The 15,420-nt window shown below is 38.7% G+C and carries 18 protein-coding genes; 2 read left to right on the forward strand and 16 right to left on the reverse strand.

Annotated features, from left to right (window positions below):
- Nucleotides 1–5: 5 nt before the first annotated feature.
- From IGL32_RS13040 to IGL32_RS13090, 11 genes are all read right to left on the reverse strand, one after another.
- Nucleotides 6–1,178, reverse strand: a complete 1,173-nt coding sequence (locus IGL32_RS13040; protein WP_202569318.1) for an NAD(P)-dependent malic enzyme — start codon at nt 1,176–1,178, stop codon at nt 6–8.
- 117 nt (nt 1,179–1,295) lie between these two features.
- On the reverse strand, nt 1,296–2,693 hold the full coding sequence (locus IGL32_RS13045; RefSeq protein WP_002355994.1) for an oxaloacetate decarboxylase subunit alpha: 1,398 nt from the start codon (nt 2,691–2,693) through the stop codon (nt 1,296–1,298).
- Entirely contained in the window at nt 2,686–3,222 is a 537-nt protein-coding gene (gene citX / locus IGL32_RS13050) for a citrate lyase holo-[acyl-carrier protein] synthase (RefSeq protein ID WP_002381329.1), read from the reverse strand. Before citX ends, IGL32_RS13045 begins: the two co-directional genes overlap by 8 nt.
- A complete protein-coding gene (gene citF, locus IGL32_RS13055; RefSeq protein ID WP_002367543.1) occupies nt 3,215–4,747 on the reverse strand; it encodes a citrate lyase subunit alpha in 1,533 nt (510 codons plus the stop codon). Before citF ends, citX begins: the two co-directional genes overlap by 8 nt.
- A gap of 2 nt (nt 4,748–4,749) precedes the next feature.
- A complete protein-coding gene (gene citE / locus IGL32_RS13060) occupies nt 4,750–5,637 on the reverse strand; it encodes a citrate (pro-3S)-lyase subunit beta (RefSeq protein WP_002355998.1) in 888 nt (295 codons plus the stop codon).
- Nucleotides 5,625–5,933, reverse strand: coding sequence for a citrate lyase acyl carrier protein (gene citD / locus IGL32_RS13065; RefSeq protein ID WP_002355999.1), 309 nt, complete (start codon nt 5,931–5,933; stop codon nt 5,625–5,627). Before citD ends, citE begins: the two co-directional genes overlap by 13 nt.
- A 5-nt stretch (nt 5,934–5,938) precedes the next feature.
- On the reverse strand, nt 5,939–6,931 hold the full coding sequence (gene citC / locus IGL32_RS13070) for a [citrate (pro-3S)-lyase] ligase (RefSeq protein ID WP_002378671.1): 993 nt from the start codon (nt 6,929–6,931) through the stop codon (nt 5,939–5,941).
- A gap of 32 nt (nt 6,932–6,963) precedes the next feature.
- Nucleotides 6,964–7,098, reverse strand: coding sequence for an OadG-related small transporter subunit (locus IGL32_RS13075; protein WP_002356001.1), 135 nt, complete (start codon nt 7,096–7,098; stop codon nt 6,964–6,966).
- Nucleotides 7,099–7,119: 21 nt separating this feature from the next.
- Nucleotides 7,120–8,235 carry a sodium ion-translocating decarboxylase subunit beta gene (locus IGL32_RS13080; RefSeq protein WP_002383526.1) on the reverse strand — a complete coding sequence of 372 codons (1,116 nt, stop codon included), beginning with the start codon at nt 8,233–8,235 and terminating at the stop codon, nt 7,120–7,122.
- A 29-nt stretch (nt 8,236–8,264) separates the two neighbouring features.
- Complete coding sequence (locus tag IGL32_RS13085) at nt 8,265–8,666, reverse strand: acetyl-CoA carboxylase biotin carboxyl carrier protein subunit (protein WP_002363547.1); 402 nt, start codon at nt 8,664–8,666, stop codon at nt 8,265–8,267.
- Nucleotides 8,650–9,012: a hypothetical protein gene (locus IGL32_RS13090; protein ID WP_002356004.1), complete on the reverse strand. Its 363-nt coding sequence runs from the start codon at nt 9,010–9,012 to the stop codon at nt 8,650–8,652. Before IGL32_RS13090 ends, IGL32_RS13085 begins: the two co-directional genes overlap by 17 nt.
- A 403-nt stretch (nt 9,013–9,415) precedes the next feature.
- Between IGL32_RS13090 and IGL32_RS13095 the strand changes: the two genes are divergently transcribed.
- Nucleotides 9,416–10,813 (forward strand): CitMHS family transporter, encoded by a 1,398-nt coding sequence (locus tag IGL32_RS13095; RefSeq protein WP_002356005.1) that lies wholly within the window; start codon nt 9,416–9,418, stop codon nt 10,811–10,813.
- Nucleotides 10,814–10,946: 133 nt separating this feature from the next.
- Complete coding sequence (locus tag IGL32_RS13100; RefSeq protein WP_002356006.1) at nt 10,947–11,642, forward strand: GntR family transcriptional regulator; 696 nt, start codon at nt 10,947–10,949, stop codon at nt 11,640–11,642.
- Nucleotides 11,643–11,685: 43 nt separating this feature from the next.
- On the opposite strand, the gene IGL32_RS13105 is transcribed toward IGL32_RS13100, so the two are convergent.
- The 5 genes from IGL32_RS13105 to rpmH all read right to left on the reverse strand — a co-directional run bounded on the left by IGL32_RS13105 (nt 11,686) and on the right by rpmH (nt 14,898).
- The gene (locus IGL32_RS13105) at nt 11,686–12,408 is read right to left on the reverse strand and encodes a response regulator transcription factor (RefSeq protein ID WP_002363545.1); all 723 of its coding nucleotides are present in this window, start codon (nt 12,406–12,408) and stop codon (nt 11,686–11,688) included.
- Between the two features lie 177 nt (nt 12,409–12,585).
- Complete coding sequence (gene jag, locus IGL32_RS13110; protein WP_002387430.1) at nt 12,586–13,362, reverse strand: RNA-binding cell elongation regulator Jag/EloR; 777 nt, start codon at nt 13,360–13,362, stop codon at nt 12,586–12,588.
- Nucleotides 13,363–13,376: 14 nt separating this feature from the next.
- Nucleotides 13,377–14,204, reverse strand: coding sequence for a YidC/Oxa1 family membrane protein insertase (locus IGL32_RS13115; protein ID WP_002356010.1), 828 nt, complete (start codon nt 14,202–14,204; stop codon nt 13,377–13,379).
- Nucleotides 14,204–14,560, reverse strand: coding sequence for a ribonuclease P protein component (gene rnpA / locus IGL32_RS13120; RefSeq protein WP_002356011.1), 357 nt, complete (start codon nt 14,558–14,560; stop codon nt 14,204–14,206). Before rnpA ends, IGL32_RS13115 begins: the two co-directional genes overlap by 1 nt.
- A gap of 203 nt (nt 14,561–14,763) precedes the next feature.
- Nucleotides 14,764–14,898, reverse strand: coding sequence for a 50S ribosomal protein L34 (rpmH, locus tag IGL32_RS13125; protein ID WP_002356012.1), 135 nt, complete (start codon nt 14,896–14,898; stop codon nt 14,764–14,766).
- Nucleotides 14,899–15,420 lie beyond the last annotated feature (522 nt).

A 15,420-nucleotide genomic window follows, 5' to 3' on the forward strand; every position in this document is an offset into this window, starting at 1 on the left:
GCCTTTTACGTCCCTTCTTCTGCCGTGGTCTTTTCTTGTTTTATATAGTCTAGTACAGCATTAAAAACCGTGTCAACTACGCCGCCATCAAATACATTAGGTATGAATTTTTCTACTGTGGGTTCTGAAATCATAGCGGCCAAGCTTCGTGCTACTGTCATTTGCAAACCGACATCGACTTTTCTGCCTTTCGCTGCCAATAACCCTTTAAAAAGACCTGGAAAAACTAAAATGTTGTTCACTTGATTCGGATATTTGGAAGAACCAGTTGCTAATAAACGGACGCCATTGGCTTGGGCGAGGGCTGGTTCAATTTCTGGTTTAGGATTTGCTAAAGCAAAGATAATTGGGTCTTGGTTCATTGATTTAATCAGGGCTGGCGTTAGCACATCCGCTTCTGATAAGCCTAAAAAAACATCCTGATTGACGACAGCGGTGGCTAAATCTTTGTTTTCTACTGATGGTTTTATTACCTGTCGAAGCAAAGCACGTTGGTAAGGATTCAATGTCGGGTCTTCTTCTCTTAAAACACCTTGGCGATCTACTAAGGTGAGATGCGTAATTCCCGCTTGAATACATAACTTAGCGGTCGCTACACCAGAAGCACCAACTCCGTTAATCACCACACGCAATTCATTTAAAGGTTTTCCTTTAATTTTGGCTGCGTTGATTAGCCCAGCTAAAACGACAATGGCTGTGCCTTCTTGGTCATCATGATACACAGGAATGTTCAAACGTTGTTGAAGTTTTTCTTCAATTTCAAAACATTTTGGTGCAGAAATATCTTCTAAATGGATTCCTGCAAAACTATTTTGTAAATTTTCAATTGTTTGAACCATCTCGTCCACTGATTTTTGTTCCAGTGCTAAAGGAATACCATCGACCCCCGCCAAATTTTTATAAAGTAAAGCTTTGCCTTCAACAATTGGCAAGCCCGCTTGCGTGCCCATATTGCCGAGACCCAGAACAGCTGATCCATCTGTAATAACCGCAATTAACTTACCACTAATGGTCCACTCGCGCGCTAATTCATGATTTTGGGCAATCATTAAACTCAATTCTGCGACACCAGGTGTATACATTTTGGCTAAATCATGATGGTTTAACACCGCTTCTGTTGCTTCAAGACTTAGCACACCAATATTTTTTTGATGAATTGCTAGAACTTCTTCTAACACATTGTCACTTCCTTTCACGGGCTGCCTTTTTTCTATTTGATGAAGCAAGGGTTTGAACAACCGTTATCGTCGCTCAAACCCTTGCTTCTTTATACATTTGCGGAGCACTTGCCCGTTCTATTCTGGCAAGTCAAGTTTGACTGTCACTTTCTGTAACGGTACATCGTAAAAAGGATCTTCACGACGTCCTAAAAAGTCTTTTCCTTGTTGCGGGAACATCGCATATAATAGGACATCCTCTTCAGATTTTGCATATTGTTGGATTTCCTTTTCTAAACTATGCAACTCTGGTTTCAATAAATCCGCTGGTCGACAAGTGATTACCTCTTCATCCCCAATGATTTTTTGCTTAATCTCTTCTGCGATAGGTGCTGGTGATTTGCCATATTCTCCGCGCACATAATCTTTGATTTCATTCGGTATTAAGGAATATCTTTCCCCAGAAATCACATTCATTAAGGCTTGTGTTCCAACCATTTGTGAAAGCGGCGTAACTAGTGGTGGATACCCTAAATCTGCTCTTACTTTAGGTACTTCAGCTAAAACTTCTTCATATTTGTCTTGTAAACCTTGCTCCGTTAATTGACTTAATAAGTTTGATAACATACCACCAGGCACTTGATAAATCAAGGTTTTCGGTTCCGTATCTTTAACTTTAGGGTTTAAAATGCCTTCACTTCTAAAGCGATCACGAATCGGATTGAAATAGTCAGCAATCTCTGTTACTTTTTCCATATTTAAACCTGTTTCAAAGCCTAAATCTTCTAACGCAATGGCTACAGATTCTGTGGCTGGTTGACTCGTACCGCCAGCGAAAGAAGAGATAGCTGTATCGATGATATCCGCACCTGCTTCAGCAACTTTTAAATAGGTCATCTCAGAAATACCACTAGTCGCATGCGTATGCACCTCTAAAGGTAAATCAATGGCATCTTTCATTTTGCTCACTAATTCAAAACCAGTTTGTGGCGTCAAAACGCCTGCCATATCCTTAATACAAATGGAATCCGCTCCTGTTTGACTTAATTCTTTGGCTAATTTTACAAAGTAATCGATGGTATGAATTTCACTCGTAGTATAAGAAATCGCTGCTTGACAGTGTCCGCCAGCTTCTTTTGTTGTTTGAATTGCTGTTTGTAAATTACGGACATCATTCAAGGCATCGAAAATACGAATAATATCAATCCCATTTTCAACTGATTTTTCGACAAAGGCCCGCACCACATCATCAGCGTAATGACGATATCCTAGTAAATTTTGTCCTCGTAATAACATTTGAAGTTTGGTATTTTTAACTTCTTTGCGAATTTGGCGAAGACGTTCCCAAGGATCCTCGTTTAAATAGCGGACACAGGAATCAAACGTTGCCCCGCCCCACATTTCTAATGCATGAAATCCTGCCTCGTCCATTGTTTTAATAATCGGCAGCATATCTGAGGTTGGCATCCGTGTTGCAATTAAACTTTGTTGTCCATCCCGTAGCACCGTTTCTGTAAAACGAATTTTTTTACTCACTTGGCTGCTCCTTTCGTGTCAAAATTATTTCTGTTATTTTTTCTTGCATTGCTTCAAGACTGTGACGTCGATTTCGTCCACAGACTTTCGCCACTTCTTGGCAAATAAAACAGCGCCGTGGTGGCAAGCCTAAATCTCCTCGATGAAGGCTTTTTAGCTCCTCATTTCCCCATAAAACATCTAGGTCCACTAAACGACCATAAGGATGTGTTTCTTCAATTTTGACCATTCTTTGTTTTAATTCTTGTGGGGCTAACGAAACCGCCAAATAATATTCAGGACCTGTTTTTTCATTCCGGTAAAAATTAACAATCGGTACTTGATCCAGCAATTGTTGCTCGACTTCGTCAATTACTTCTAAAAAAACAGCCGTTAAGGTGGGCGAATTTTTTACTTCTCCAGGAATATTCATTGTGGCAGATAAGAGACTAGCTTCTGGTGCTGTTTCTAACAACTCCTTCTGTGTGGCAGCTCTTTGTTCGCGAGCATCCAACATCTCTAAAAGTGTTACTTTTTCCCCATTAAACATTGCGTACCACATCAATTAGACTACCATCTCGGTATTCAATTAACGCAACGACTTTGTCTCCATATTTAATTGGTTCCGGGGTGCCAACAATGTTGTAGGCTTTGTCTTTCAACTCTTCTAACGTAAACTGAGGAACATCTAAGGTTTTAAAACAATCAATTAAGTCTGTTCTTTTTGGATTGATTGCAATGCCGACTTCTGTTACTACGACATCGACACTCGTACCTGGTGTAACGACTGTATTTACTTGCTCAACGATTGTTGGAATCCGTCCACGAACAAGTGGTGCAATCACTAGACTCATTTTACAAGCCATACTTGTATCGGAATGTCCGCCAGAAGCACCACGGATGACACCATCTGAACCAGTAATGACATTTACATTAAAATCTGTGTCCACTTCTAAAGCAGATAAAATAGCTGTGTCTAATTGATTAATAACCGCCCCTTTGCTAAGAGGTGAGGCATACATATTGGCATCAATTTCATAATGATTGGCATTTTCCCCTAAAGAAATAGCTGATGGATGATCAAAGTCTTGGACGTCAATAATTTTTTCTACTAAGCCTTCTTCCAAAAGTTCCACCATTGCATTCGTAATTCCGCCTAAAGCGAAACTTGCTTTAATGCCATCTTTAAGCATTTGTTCTCTCATGAACCGCGTAACTGCTAGTGAAGAGCCACCTGTTCCTGTTTGGAATGAGAAGCCTTCTTTGTAGTAAGGAGAATGTGTAATTATTTTTGCGGCATATTCAGCAATCAATAATTCTTTAGGATTCTTTGTAAAACGTGTCGCGCCTTTGGCAATTCCATCTGGATCACCAATTGCATCAATTTCTACCACATAATCAACATCTGTTTGTGGAATACTGATAGGGGTATTAGGATATGGTACTAATGTGTCAGTAATGATGACCACTTGATCCGCATATTTTGCATCGACCATCGCATATCCAAGAGAACCACAGGTAGCTTTTCCTTTGGTTCCATTCGCATTTCCATAAGCGTCTGAACTTGGTGCACCTAAGAAAGCTACATCAATATGGATATCGCCTGCTGCTACTGCCCGTGCCCGGCCACCATGTGAACGAATCACCACAGGATTTTCCATGATACCTGCTGAAATAGCGGCTCCTACTTTATCTCTCAAACCAGAAGAAGTAATGTTGGTGACTACTCCATTTTTAATGTGTTCAATCAGAGGTTCATGAACATTTGCAATTGAACTAGGTGCAATCGAAATGTTTTTCAGCCCCATGGCGGCAATCTCGGCTAAAACTAAATTCATCACATAGTCTCCTTCACGGAAATGGTGATGGAAAGAGATGGTCATGCCATCTTTCAACCCTGTTTTTTCAATTGCTTCACGAATACTTCCTAAAAGTTTTGTCTCCCGAGGTTTCACTGGTTTAATTGCTCGGCTCGCTTCTTGATAAGCACCAATGTGTGCTAATTCTCCTTCATAAATGCCGTATTGCTCTGCATAAGATTGAGGAATGTCTTTGCCTACTTTATTTACTACCATGTCTATATTTCCTCCTCGGTAATTAATTTAGCCGCCAATGCTAACGCAATGACCCGTTCAGCTCGTTCAACAATTGGTTTATCAACCATTTTTCCATTTACGGAGATAACACCGGAACCTTTTGCTTCGGCTTCCCGAATGCCCCAGATTACTTCCTTAGCATTCTGGATTTCTTTTTCTGTTGGCGCATAAATAGTATTAACTAATGGGATTTGACGAGGGTTAATCACCGATTTTCCATCGAAACCTAGCTGTTTAATCAAACGAACTTCGGCTTCAAAGCCTTCCGTATTGTCTACATCTGAATAGACCGTATCAATAGCCGCAATCCCAGCTGCTCGAGCGGCATGTAAAATCATGCTACGAGCAAAGAATAGTTCTTGGCCATCTGGATGGCGCCGTGTTTTCATATTGGTAACATAGTCTTCGGCGCCTAACGCGATGCCAATCAAGCGAGTTGAACTTTTGGCAATCGCGGGCGCATTTAGAACACCTTCGGCCGATTCGATGGCAGCCATCATTTTCGTTGTTCCTACGGGAATGTCATTTTGCTGTTCTACTTCTGTAATGACTGCCTCGACATCAATGATATCTTGGGCTGTTTCTGTTTTTGGTAAACGAATCACATCGACACCAGCTAAGACCATTGCTTCAATATCTTCTGCACCACCAGCATCTAAAGCATTGATCCGAACAACAATTTCAATATTGCCATAATCGAAAGTTTTCAAAGCAGAATGGACTAAAACACGGGCAGAGTCTTTTTCTTTTAATGAAACTGCATCTTCTAAATCAAACATGATTGAATCTGCCCCATACAAAGGTGCATCTCTTAGCATTGCCGCGTTCGCTCCAGGGACAAACATCATTGTTCTTCTTAAACGTTCCATGAGTCCAACTCCTTCCAATCATACGTTTCTTTTTCAGCGCCTCGATGTAAAACTGTAATCATCCGAGCTTTGATTGTACAATCTAATGCCCCTTTATCAATCGCCTTGACCGCAACGCCTTGGACATCTAAATGTTCCAAAGTTGTCGTAATCACCTGACGAATTTGATTGCCAAATTGTTTTTCGACACTACTTTCTAATTCAATGGTATTTTCTGTTGATTCAATGGGTTGGACGGTAATCATAATATCACTTGATTCTACTGTCCCTGCAGTAGCATTTTTGATAATCTTCACTTTCTTCACCTCATTAGTTTCTTGTGTTCTACTAAGTATTGATAACTTGTTGCTGGTAAAAACTTCTTGAGTGTCTCTTTGTCGCCTTCAGCCATCGCTTTGCGAACTTTCGTCGCACTAATCAGCTCTCCATCACTCGCTAATCGCGGGACAATGGTTAGCGTTATCGTTTGTCCGAAAACTTGTTGCATTGCTTGATTGTAGACAGCGGTCACTTCTGAATAAGGCTCTTCTCCCACATAACGTTGCTGAATTTCAAGTATTGGCGCAATTCTTTCTTTAAATAACGTTGCATCAAGCGTTGCTTGAATTGCAGCTACCTCTAATGGCGCTTTTTCTTTCAAAAAATAGGTAGGAAAAGTCGCAGACGAAACTAAGTAATCTTCTGTAGATAGGACTGTCACATTGGGTAAATGGGCGACCCCTTTTTGCACCATTGCGAAACGTGCTTCTTTTGAAAATAGCGATTTATCTTCAGATAAAACAAACACATAAACGTGCGGACTTTCTTGGGCTGCTTTTTCGACTAAGTACTGATGGCCTTTCGTAAAAGGATTTGCATTCATGACAATGCTACTGGCTGGCCCTGCTTTTTTATGCTGTGTCAGGTAACCAAGATAATCGGCAAAATCTGGTTTGCCTTGCTCCATAAATAGCACCTCTTGATTCGCAACCACTTTTTGAAAGCCTAGCGACTGAAAAATTTGTTCATTTTTTGGTTTTGTATACAAAAAACTGTGTAATTGGTTTTCTTCTCTCAGTTTTTCAAGTAGATGAACCACCAATTGGGTTAACAAATTTTCAGATTGATATTTTTTACAAACGGCCACGCACTTAATCGTTTTGCCTGAAAGCGAGCCAGAGGCGATTAATGCTGTGTCATCATATATGCCAACGGTGTAATCAAGTGCTTCTGTCGTTTGCAATTCGGCTTTTTCCATTAATTCGCGCCAAGCTTGATAAGCTTTTTTATCTTTTTGCAACCAGATTCTTTTCATTGTATATACGCTGCTCACAGCAATAACCTCCTTTATTTTTTAATTGGAAATAATTTTGTTAGTAATTTAGATGCTAGATAAATGATAAATAAAACAACGAAAACGCCGCCCCAACCAAAACCTAACAGTTCAAAAGCAATTTTTAAATCTTCCATGTTAACAGACATGTATTCGTTCTCCTTTCCGTCCTATGTTAAAAAGGCTAATAGTAAGCCACCAGCAATTACAGAAGCGATTTGTCCTGAAACGTTGGCACCAGCAGCATGCATTAAAATAAAGTTTTGTGGGTCTTCATCTGTAGCCATTTTTTGAATGACCCGACTAGACATTGGGAAAGCGGAAATACCTGCAGCACCAATCATTGGATTGATTTTTTCTTTTCTAAATAAATTCAAGAATTTAGCAAAAAGTACGCCGCCGACTGAGTCCATAATAAAGGCGACTAACCCTAAGCCAATAACCATCAACGTATCGACTTTTAAGAACTCTGCATAGTTCATGCTAACGGAAATAGATAGTCCTAGCAAGATACTAATAATATTCACCAATTCATTTTGAGCTGTAATGGATAAACGATCCAAAACGCCACATTCTCTTAATAAGTTCCCAAACATTAAGAAACCAACTAATGGTAATGACACCGGCGCAATTAACCCTGCGACAATCGTAATAACAACCGGGAAAAGAATTTTCGCTGTTTGAGAAACTTCACCGGCCCGATAAGTCATACGGATCCGACGTTCGGCTTTCGTCGTCACTGCTTTAATCGCTACTGGTTGAATAATCGGAACTAACGCCATGTAGGAGTAAGCGGCAACCATTATGGCCCCCATGTATTTTGAATGTAAGGTATTTGCTACGAAAATAGACGTTGGGCCATCAGCGGCACCAATAATCCCAATCGAAGCAGCATCGTTTAAATCAAAACCTAATAAAACAGCCATAATAACTGTAAAGAAAATCCCAAACTGTGCAGCGGCACCAAACATCAACATAAACGGATTTTGTAACAATGGCCCGAAATCAATCATTGCCCCAATCCCAATAAATAATAATAACGGGAATAATTCTGTTTTTATTCCAAAATCAAAAAGAACATTAAACGGACCTGGCTCGCCGCCAGCGCTCAATACGCCGGAATTGGGAAAGTTCACTAAAATCGTTCCTAAACCCATCGGCACTAAAAGTGTTGGTTCATACTCTTTTTTTATTCCTAAATACATTAATAGTCCACCAATCAGCATCATCACAATGCGTCCTGGTTCTTGGCCCATTCCTATAACACCTTGAATCAGTGTCTCCACACAAATCACTTCCTCTTCTTAAATTAATTCTAGTTAATTGTTATCAATGGTTCCCCTGGATTCACAATTTGGCCTTGGGTAACATGAATTCCTGTTACCGTACCTGCTTTTCCTGCAACGATTTCATTTTCCATCTTCATTGCTTCTAAAATTAACAATGGTTGGTTCTCAGACACCGTATCACCAACATTGACTAATACTTTTAACACAGTTCCTGGCATTGGCGCAGGCATTGCATCTGCTCCTGCTGGGGCGGCTGGCTGTGCTGCTGGCGCTGGAGCTTCTTCAACAGCAGGGGCTGGTGTTTCTGTCGTAGCAACTGGCGCTGTTGGTTGTGGCGCAACAGGTGCTGGTTGTGGGACGCCACCGATTTCTTCCATCTCGACTAAATATTCTTTCCCATCAATTGAAATTTTAAATTTGCGTAACATAATGATCCTCCTCAAGGTTTTGTTTTGAAATTCTTTTGACAACTAGCTGAGACTCTTCTGAAAGCTCTGCAGCTATACTGGCTGCAATAATGGCAACTTCTTTTGCTTCTGGATTTCGTTTTGCGATTTTTTTGATAACAAAACGACTTTCTGGAAACTCTCCTGCTGCGATGGCAGTGGCCACAATACTTACCAATTGATATTCTTTTGGCTCAGCAGGAATATATGCTGGTATATCTATCCATCGCTTTTCCAAGTTATCCGCTTCACGTTGGATAACGCTTTCATTAATCTCGGTATCCTGTGTGTGTTGCTCTTTCTTGAATAAGGACTTAAATAGGCCCATATTGTCTCTCCTTTCACTAATTCTTGGTATACGTTCATTATAGAAAAAACCGTTAAAAAACCTAGTGAAAACACTAGCTCAGATTGTTCTTTTATTGTTTATTTTGTGAAAAAAACTCTGTAAACATTGGTATATAAGCATTTATCAGCCGTTAAGATTCTATTAATATTATATTAAGTTATTAATAAGAATTTGATTGTTGAATTGTTTTTTTGATGTTCTTTTTGTTTTAGGCTATTTATTCTCTGCGAAAGTTTGTATATTCTCACACTATAGACAAACACAAAAAATATTTTTTGTTGTAAACCAGAATACTGTGAAACATTTCTCATGGCTATTCTTTTTTATTAACACCGGTTGTTAACGCTTACAAAAAAGTTCTAAAAAAGAAAGGAAGAAAAACATGTTACTCACTATTTTAGCTTATGGTATGATTATCATCTTTATGTATGTAATCATGAAAAAGAAATTGTCACCGTTTACATCTTTAGTAATTATTCCTCTTATTTTTACTTTGATTGCAATTGCAACTGGAGTAGCGAGTCCGCCACCTGGTGCTGACGGTGTTGTCCCTGAAGTCAACATTGGAAATTTCGTCTTAGATGGGATTTCAACTACTTCAAAAACTGGTATTATGTTATTATTTGCCATTCTTTACTTCTCTATTATGTTGGATGCTGGTTTGTTTGACCCAATCACTAAAAAAATGATTTACTTTGCTAAAGGCGATCCAATGAAAGTCTTGATGGCTACTGCGGTAGTTGCTGCTGCTGTTTCCTTAAACGGAGATGGAACAACCACGACCTTGATTTGCTGTTCTGCGTTTATTCCCATCTACAAAAAACTTAATATGAAATTGATGAATTTAGGTGTGCTTGTTATCTTACAAAACACCATTATGAACTTATTACCTTGGGGCGGTCCAACAGCTCGTGCCATGGCCGTACTAGAAGTTGATGCCGACATTCTTTCTTATTTAGCACCTGGTATGATTTTATCTGTATTGTATGTTATCTTCTTTGTTGCTTATCGCATGGGGAAAAAAGAACGTGCTCGCTTAGGCGTGACAACGCTTACTGATAAAGAATTGGAAGAAATGACTATTGTTAACGACCCAGAATTATTAGAAATTCGTCGTCCAAAGAATTTTGCGTTCAATGGTATTTTAACGATTGTCTTAATCGGTTGGTTAGTCCTAAGTTCATTCGTTGGTCAATTAGGTTTGCCTTCGTGGATTGAAATGCCACCGTTATTATTGTTCCTAGTTGGTACTTGTATCGCTTTAATGATTAACTATCCAAAATTAAAAGATCAAAGCAGCCGCATCAGTGCAAATGCTGGTGATGCTGTGCAAGTAGTTATCTTAGTTTTTGCTGCTGGCGTCTTCATGGGCTTATTCCAAGGTTCTGGTATGGCCAATGCCTTAGCAAATAGCTTTGTTAATATTATTCCAAAACAATTAGCCGGCGCTTGGGGCTTAGTGATTGCGTTCATTTCAGCACCAGGAACATTCTTTATTTCAAACGATGGTTTCTATTTCGGTGTCTTACCAGTCCTAGCAGAAGCTGGACGTTCTTATGGATTTGACAATATGTCTATGGCTTTAGCTTCCTTAATGGGGCAAGCGTTCCACTTATTAAGTCCATTAGTGGCATTTATTTACTTGCTATTACGTTTAACTGGTTTAGATATGGGCCAATGGCAAAAAGAATCGGCAAAATATGCCTTAGGAATTTTCGTTATTTTCGTTGTTACAATTGTTGCTTTAGGTCACATGCCTTTATTTATTCCACAAAATTAAACGTCGTCGCTGAAACCGTAGGAGTACCTTTTCTCCTCGGTTTTCTTTTCATTTTGTCTTTTCTTGCGTTATATTTTCATTTTTAATATTATATTTATTATCTATAAAAATAACCTATAGGGAGGTGCCTCATATGAATCCAACGGTTGAAGCAGTAAAACGGAACTTAGATTTAACTAGCAGTAAACCTCTAAAAATTTGTACCTATGAAGCCTTTAAAAAAACCATTATTTTAGGGGATATTCCTGCAGGTGAACGGATTAACGAAAAAGAATTTTCCGAGCAATTAAACATTAGTCGGACGCCCATTCGCTTTGCTTTACAAGAATTAGTTAAAGAACAATTGGTGGAACATATACCTATGGTGGGTATCGTGGTTAAAGGGATCAGTATGAAAGATGCTTATGAAATTTATGATATTCGTAAATCTTTGGACACTTTAGCAACCATTAAAGCCATGGAACTCATGACACCAGAAGATTTTGATGAATTGGAAGCCTTACTTCTCGAAGGAGAACAATACAATAAAAATAACCAAGTAGATGACTTACTACAGAACTTTTCAGATTTTAATTCCTTTATTTATACTAAGAGTCAGATGCTACGTTTAAAAAAAATTGTGACTGATCTCCATGCTTACTTAATCTATTTCAGAGATATTGCGATTCGTGCCTCAGAACGTCGTAGTATTGCCCTAGAAGAACATTGGTTAATTTTCCGCGGAATGAAAACAAAGAATATTGACCAGATCACACTTTTAACCCATGAACATCTAAATCGTTCGCTTCAATTTATTTTGAAAGAAATGGAACGTCGGCAAATTGAATAAGCAAAAAAGACCTGCAGTCGCTCGTGCAACTGCAGGTCTTTTTTCATTTTTTTTGTACGCAACCATCTGGCGTAAAGGTATAACCAATGCCCCAAACGGTCCGAAGGTAACAAGGTTCTTTCGGGTTTTCTTCTAATTTACTTCGTAAACGATTAATAAAAACCATAATCGTATTCGCATCGACATCCCCAGTACCCCAAACACTGCTGTAAATTTGTTCTTTAGAAAATACTTGCTCGGGATTCTCCAGAAAAAATTGAATTAATTGAACTTCTTTCGAAGACAATGAAATAGGTAAATCCTTTTTAAATAGTTGATAACGACCATAATCAAAACGGAAATCGCCTACCTGTAGCTCTTCTTTTTTATAAACATTCAATTGTTTTCGAATCATTCGAGCTCGATTCAACGAAGCAATCACCTGAGCCTTAAAAACATTCAAGGAAAAAGGTTTCGTTATATAACTATCCACACCCATTTCCAAGGCTGCAATGATATCCTCTTCTTCTTTTTTGCTACTAAAAAAGATAATTGGCACCAGTGGATATTTCTCTCTAATCATTTGGACTAAGTAGTAACCATCGCTGTCATGTTCCAAGTTATCATCTAAAATGAACAAATCAAAGGTAACTCTGGACACGATATCTTTTGTTTTTTCAATTGATTCACTTTGGTAAATAAGAATACCTGTTGATTGTAATGCTTTCCAAATCAAGCGACGAACTGCTGCATCATCATCTACAACCAGTATTTTCTCCGTACGCATACCTGTTGCTCCCCCTACGTCTCTTTACAAAACTTTTTCATTTGAATTTACTACTGGAGTAATTACTGATTATCATAACATAAAAAAAGAAACGGAGACGGCTAAAAAATCATTTAACAAAGAAACGTTGGCAACTATTCAGTCCCTGCTGAGAGTTGCCAACGTTTCTTTGTTTGTTTAAAAATACTTCTTAACTGGTTCAACCACTAAATACCGATAAGGTTCATCCCCTTCAGAATGGGTTTTGATTTGCTCATCTTTACTTAGCGTGTGATGAATTTGTTTTCTTTCAAAAGCCGGCATTGGTTCCAAGAAGACTGGCCGCCCAGTACGTTTGGCTTTTTCCGCGGTGCGTTTCGCTAAACGTTCCAAAATTTCATGACGTTTTTCACGATAATTTCCGACATTCACAACAATCGATAGCTTATTGCTTGCAATGCGGTGAATAAAGACTTGCGCTAAATACTGTAACGCATTTAACACTTTTCCGTGTTTTCCAATTAAGATACCTTGTTTTTCTGTTTCTAAATGGAAGATAATATTGCCATTCTCGCGCGCTATGCGAACCATGGCAGGGGCGTTCAGTTCATTTGAAATATTCGTTAAATACATCGCTAATTCAATAATAGCAGCTTCGTCTTCCAGATTTTCTAAAGAATGTGTTGATTCCTCTGAGAGACTAGGAATTGCTTCGGTTAATTCCTCAACTGCTTCTTCCACTGCTGTTGCTTCATCGGCAACAACAATATCTTCCACTGTTTCTTCGACCGCTTCTGTGACTTGCTCACTAATCGTTGGTTCCATTGAAATTTGGGCAAGTTTTTTTCCTAGACCTAAAAATCCTTTTTTTCCTTCGTCTAACACATCAATTGTAACATCCTCTTTGGTTAAACCAAGTGCTTGTAAGCCTTTCTGCGTTGCTTCTTCGATTGTATTTCCTTCATAAATCGGCATCTGAACGACCTCCTTTATTTTTTCTTCCCTTTTTTCTTAGGACTTTTTGCTCGTTCAAGCGCTCGCTCCCGTGCTTTGGCTTGACGTGCTGCTTCCTCCCGCTCTTTACGGATTTTGAATGGATTGTTTAATAACAATGTTTGCCCTGTTTGGAAGGCATTTGAGACCACCCAGTAAAGAGATAAACTGCTGGCTAATGAAATCCCCATAAAGAAGATCATCGCTGGCATAACGTAATTCATAATTTTTAGTGAGGCATTTGTTTCTAGTTGGCTCATACTTGAAAGATACGTACTAGCAAACGTAAAGACAGCCGCTAAAATCGGTAAAATTAAATACGGATCCGGCTTATCGAGGCTTAACCACAAGAACGTTCCTTCTTTTAACTCAGGCACGCGTGAAATGGCTTGATACAAAGCCATCATAATTGGTAGTTGAACCAACAGTGGTAAACAGCCAATGTAAGGATTCACATTATTCTCTGCATACAAACGTTGCTGTTCTTCTCGGAATAAGCGTTGTGTTTCAGGATCTTTTGAAGAGTATTTTTGTTGCAAGGCCTTTAATTGCGGTTGCAACTCTTGTGTTTTACGCATACTCTTCGTTTGGAAATGCATCAACGGCAATAAAATAATCCGGATGACTAACGTAAATAGGATAATCCCAATTCCGACACTGCCGCCTAATGATAGGAACTTAATCGCTTGGGCAAAATAATAAACAATGTATCGATCCCAAATTCCTGTACTACTTTCACTTACGGGCGCGGTTCCGCAGGCGGATAAAACAAAAACTAAGGTCACTAACCCAGCCATTAATAATAAGCGCTTATACTTCTTCACTACTCAATTCCCTCTCTTACATCTAATATTTTAGCTAAATTTAACACATGTGTTAAATTAGCTTTCACTTCTTCAGACGATAACTTTTCCAATCCTGGACGTGCAATCACGATAAAATCAATTTCTGGAGAGATACGGTCTTTTAATTGAAATAAACTCGCGCGGATTTTCCGCTTCACAGCATTTCTTGTGACCGCGTTTCCAATTTTCTTCCCAACAGAAATCCCCACTCGAAAATGGGCTTGTTGTGGTTTCTCTAAAACGTACACCACGAAACGACGATTTGCACAAGATTGTTTTTTATTAAACACCTGTTGAAATTCTTTTTCTTTCTTGACACGGTAGGACTTTTTCATCGGCATCCCTTTGTTTCTATATTTTTTTACTTCTTAATAATAATAGCATATTTCCGCTCTTTTTTAGTAGCCTTTTCTATAGAATCCTGCTTTCTTTTATTGAAAACAGAAAAAGAACCCTTAGTTATCTTCACATCTTCCAAAAAATTATGGAGATAACTAAGGGTTCTTAGAAATTGACTGTTTAAAAGACCAGACCATCATTAAGCAGAAATAACTTTTCTACCTTTACGACGACGGCTTGCTAATACGCGACGGCCATTTTTAGTGCTCATACGTTTACGGAATCCGTGAACTTTTTGGCGTTTACGTTTGTTTGGTTGATACGTTCTTTTCATGCAATTACACCTCCTGAAATTGTAACTATCCATCAATATATAGACATACTTTGATAGTATAACGAGTAATGGGGTCTTTTGTCAATAAAATTTAAGAAATATTTCCTGAGAAAGATTCGTTTCAATTATCCACAAATTAAATTTTCCTGTGAGTAGCTTGTGGATAGTTTTCCACATTTTTTTCTGTTCACAGCCATTTTTCCACTAGTTTTACACAAAAAAACAGCCTGTTAAAAAGTTTTGCACAGGTGTTTTTTCAGCTGTTGATAAGTTCTTGAAACATGATTGTGTCAAGCTTAATTATTCTCAACTTTTTGTGGATAACTCATTCAACAACCACTTTCTTCCGCAAGTGTCGACACCCTGTGGAAAACTTTTTTCACCCTTGTGTACTTTTTTTCCACATTGAACAATTGCTTGTGGAAAAAGTTTTAAAAAAATGCTAAAATCGACTATGCTCATTCTTTTAAGTTATCCACATTTTTTAGATAACCAAAATTTAAACATATAGGAGGTCACTGT

Source organism: Enterococcus sp. AZ035 (genome assembly GCF_050548325.1).
GTDB classification, from domain to species: Bacteria; Bacillota; Bacilli; order Lactobacillales; family Enterococcaceae; genus Enterococcus; species Enterococcus faecalis.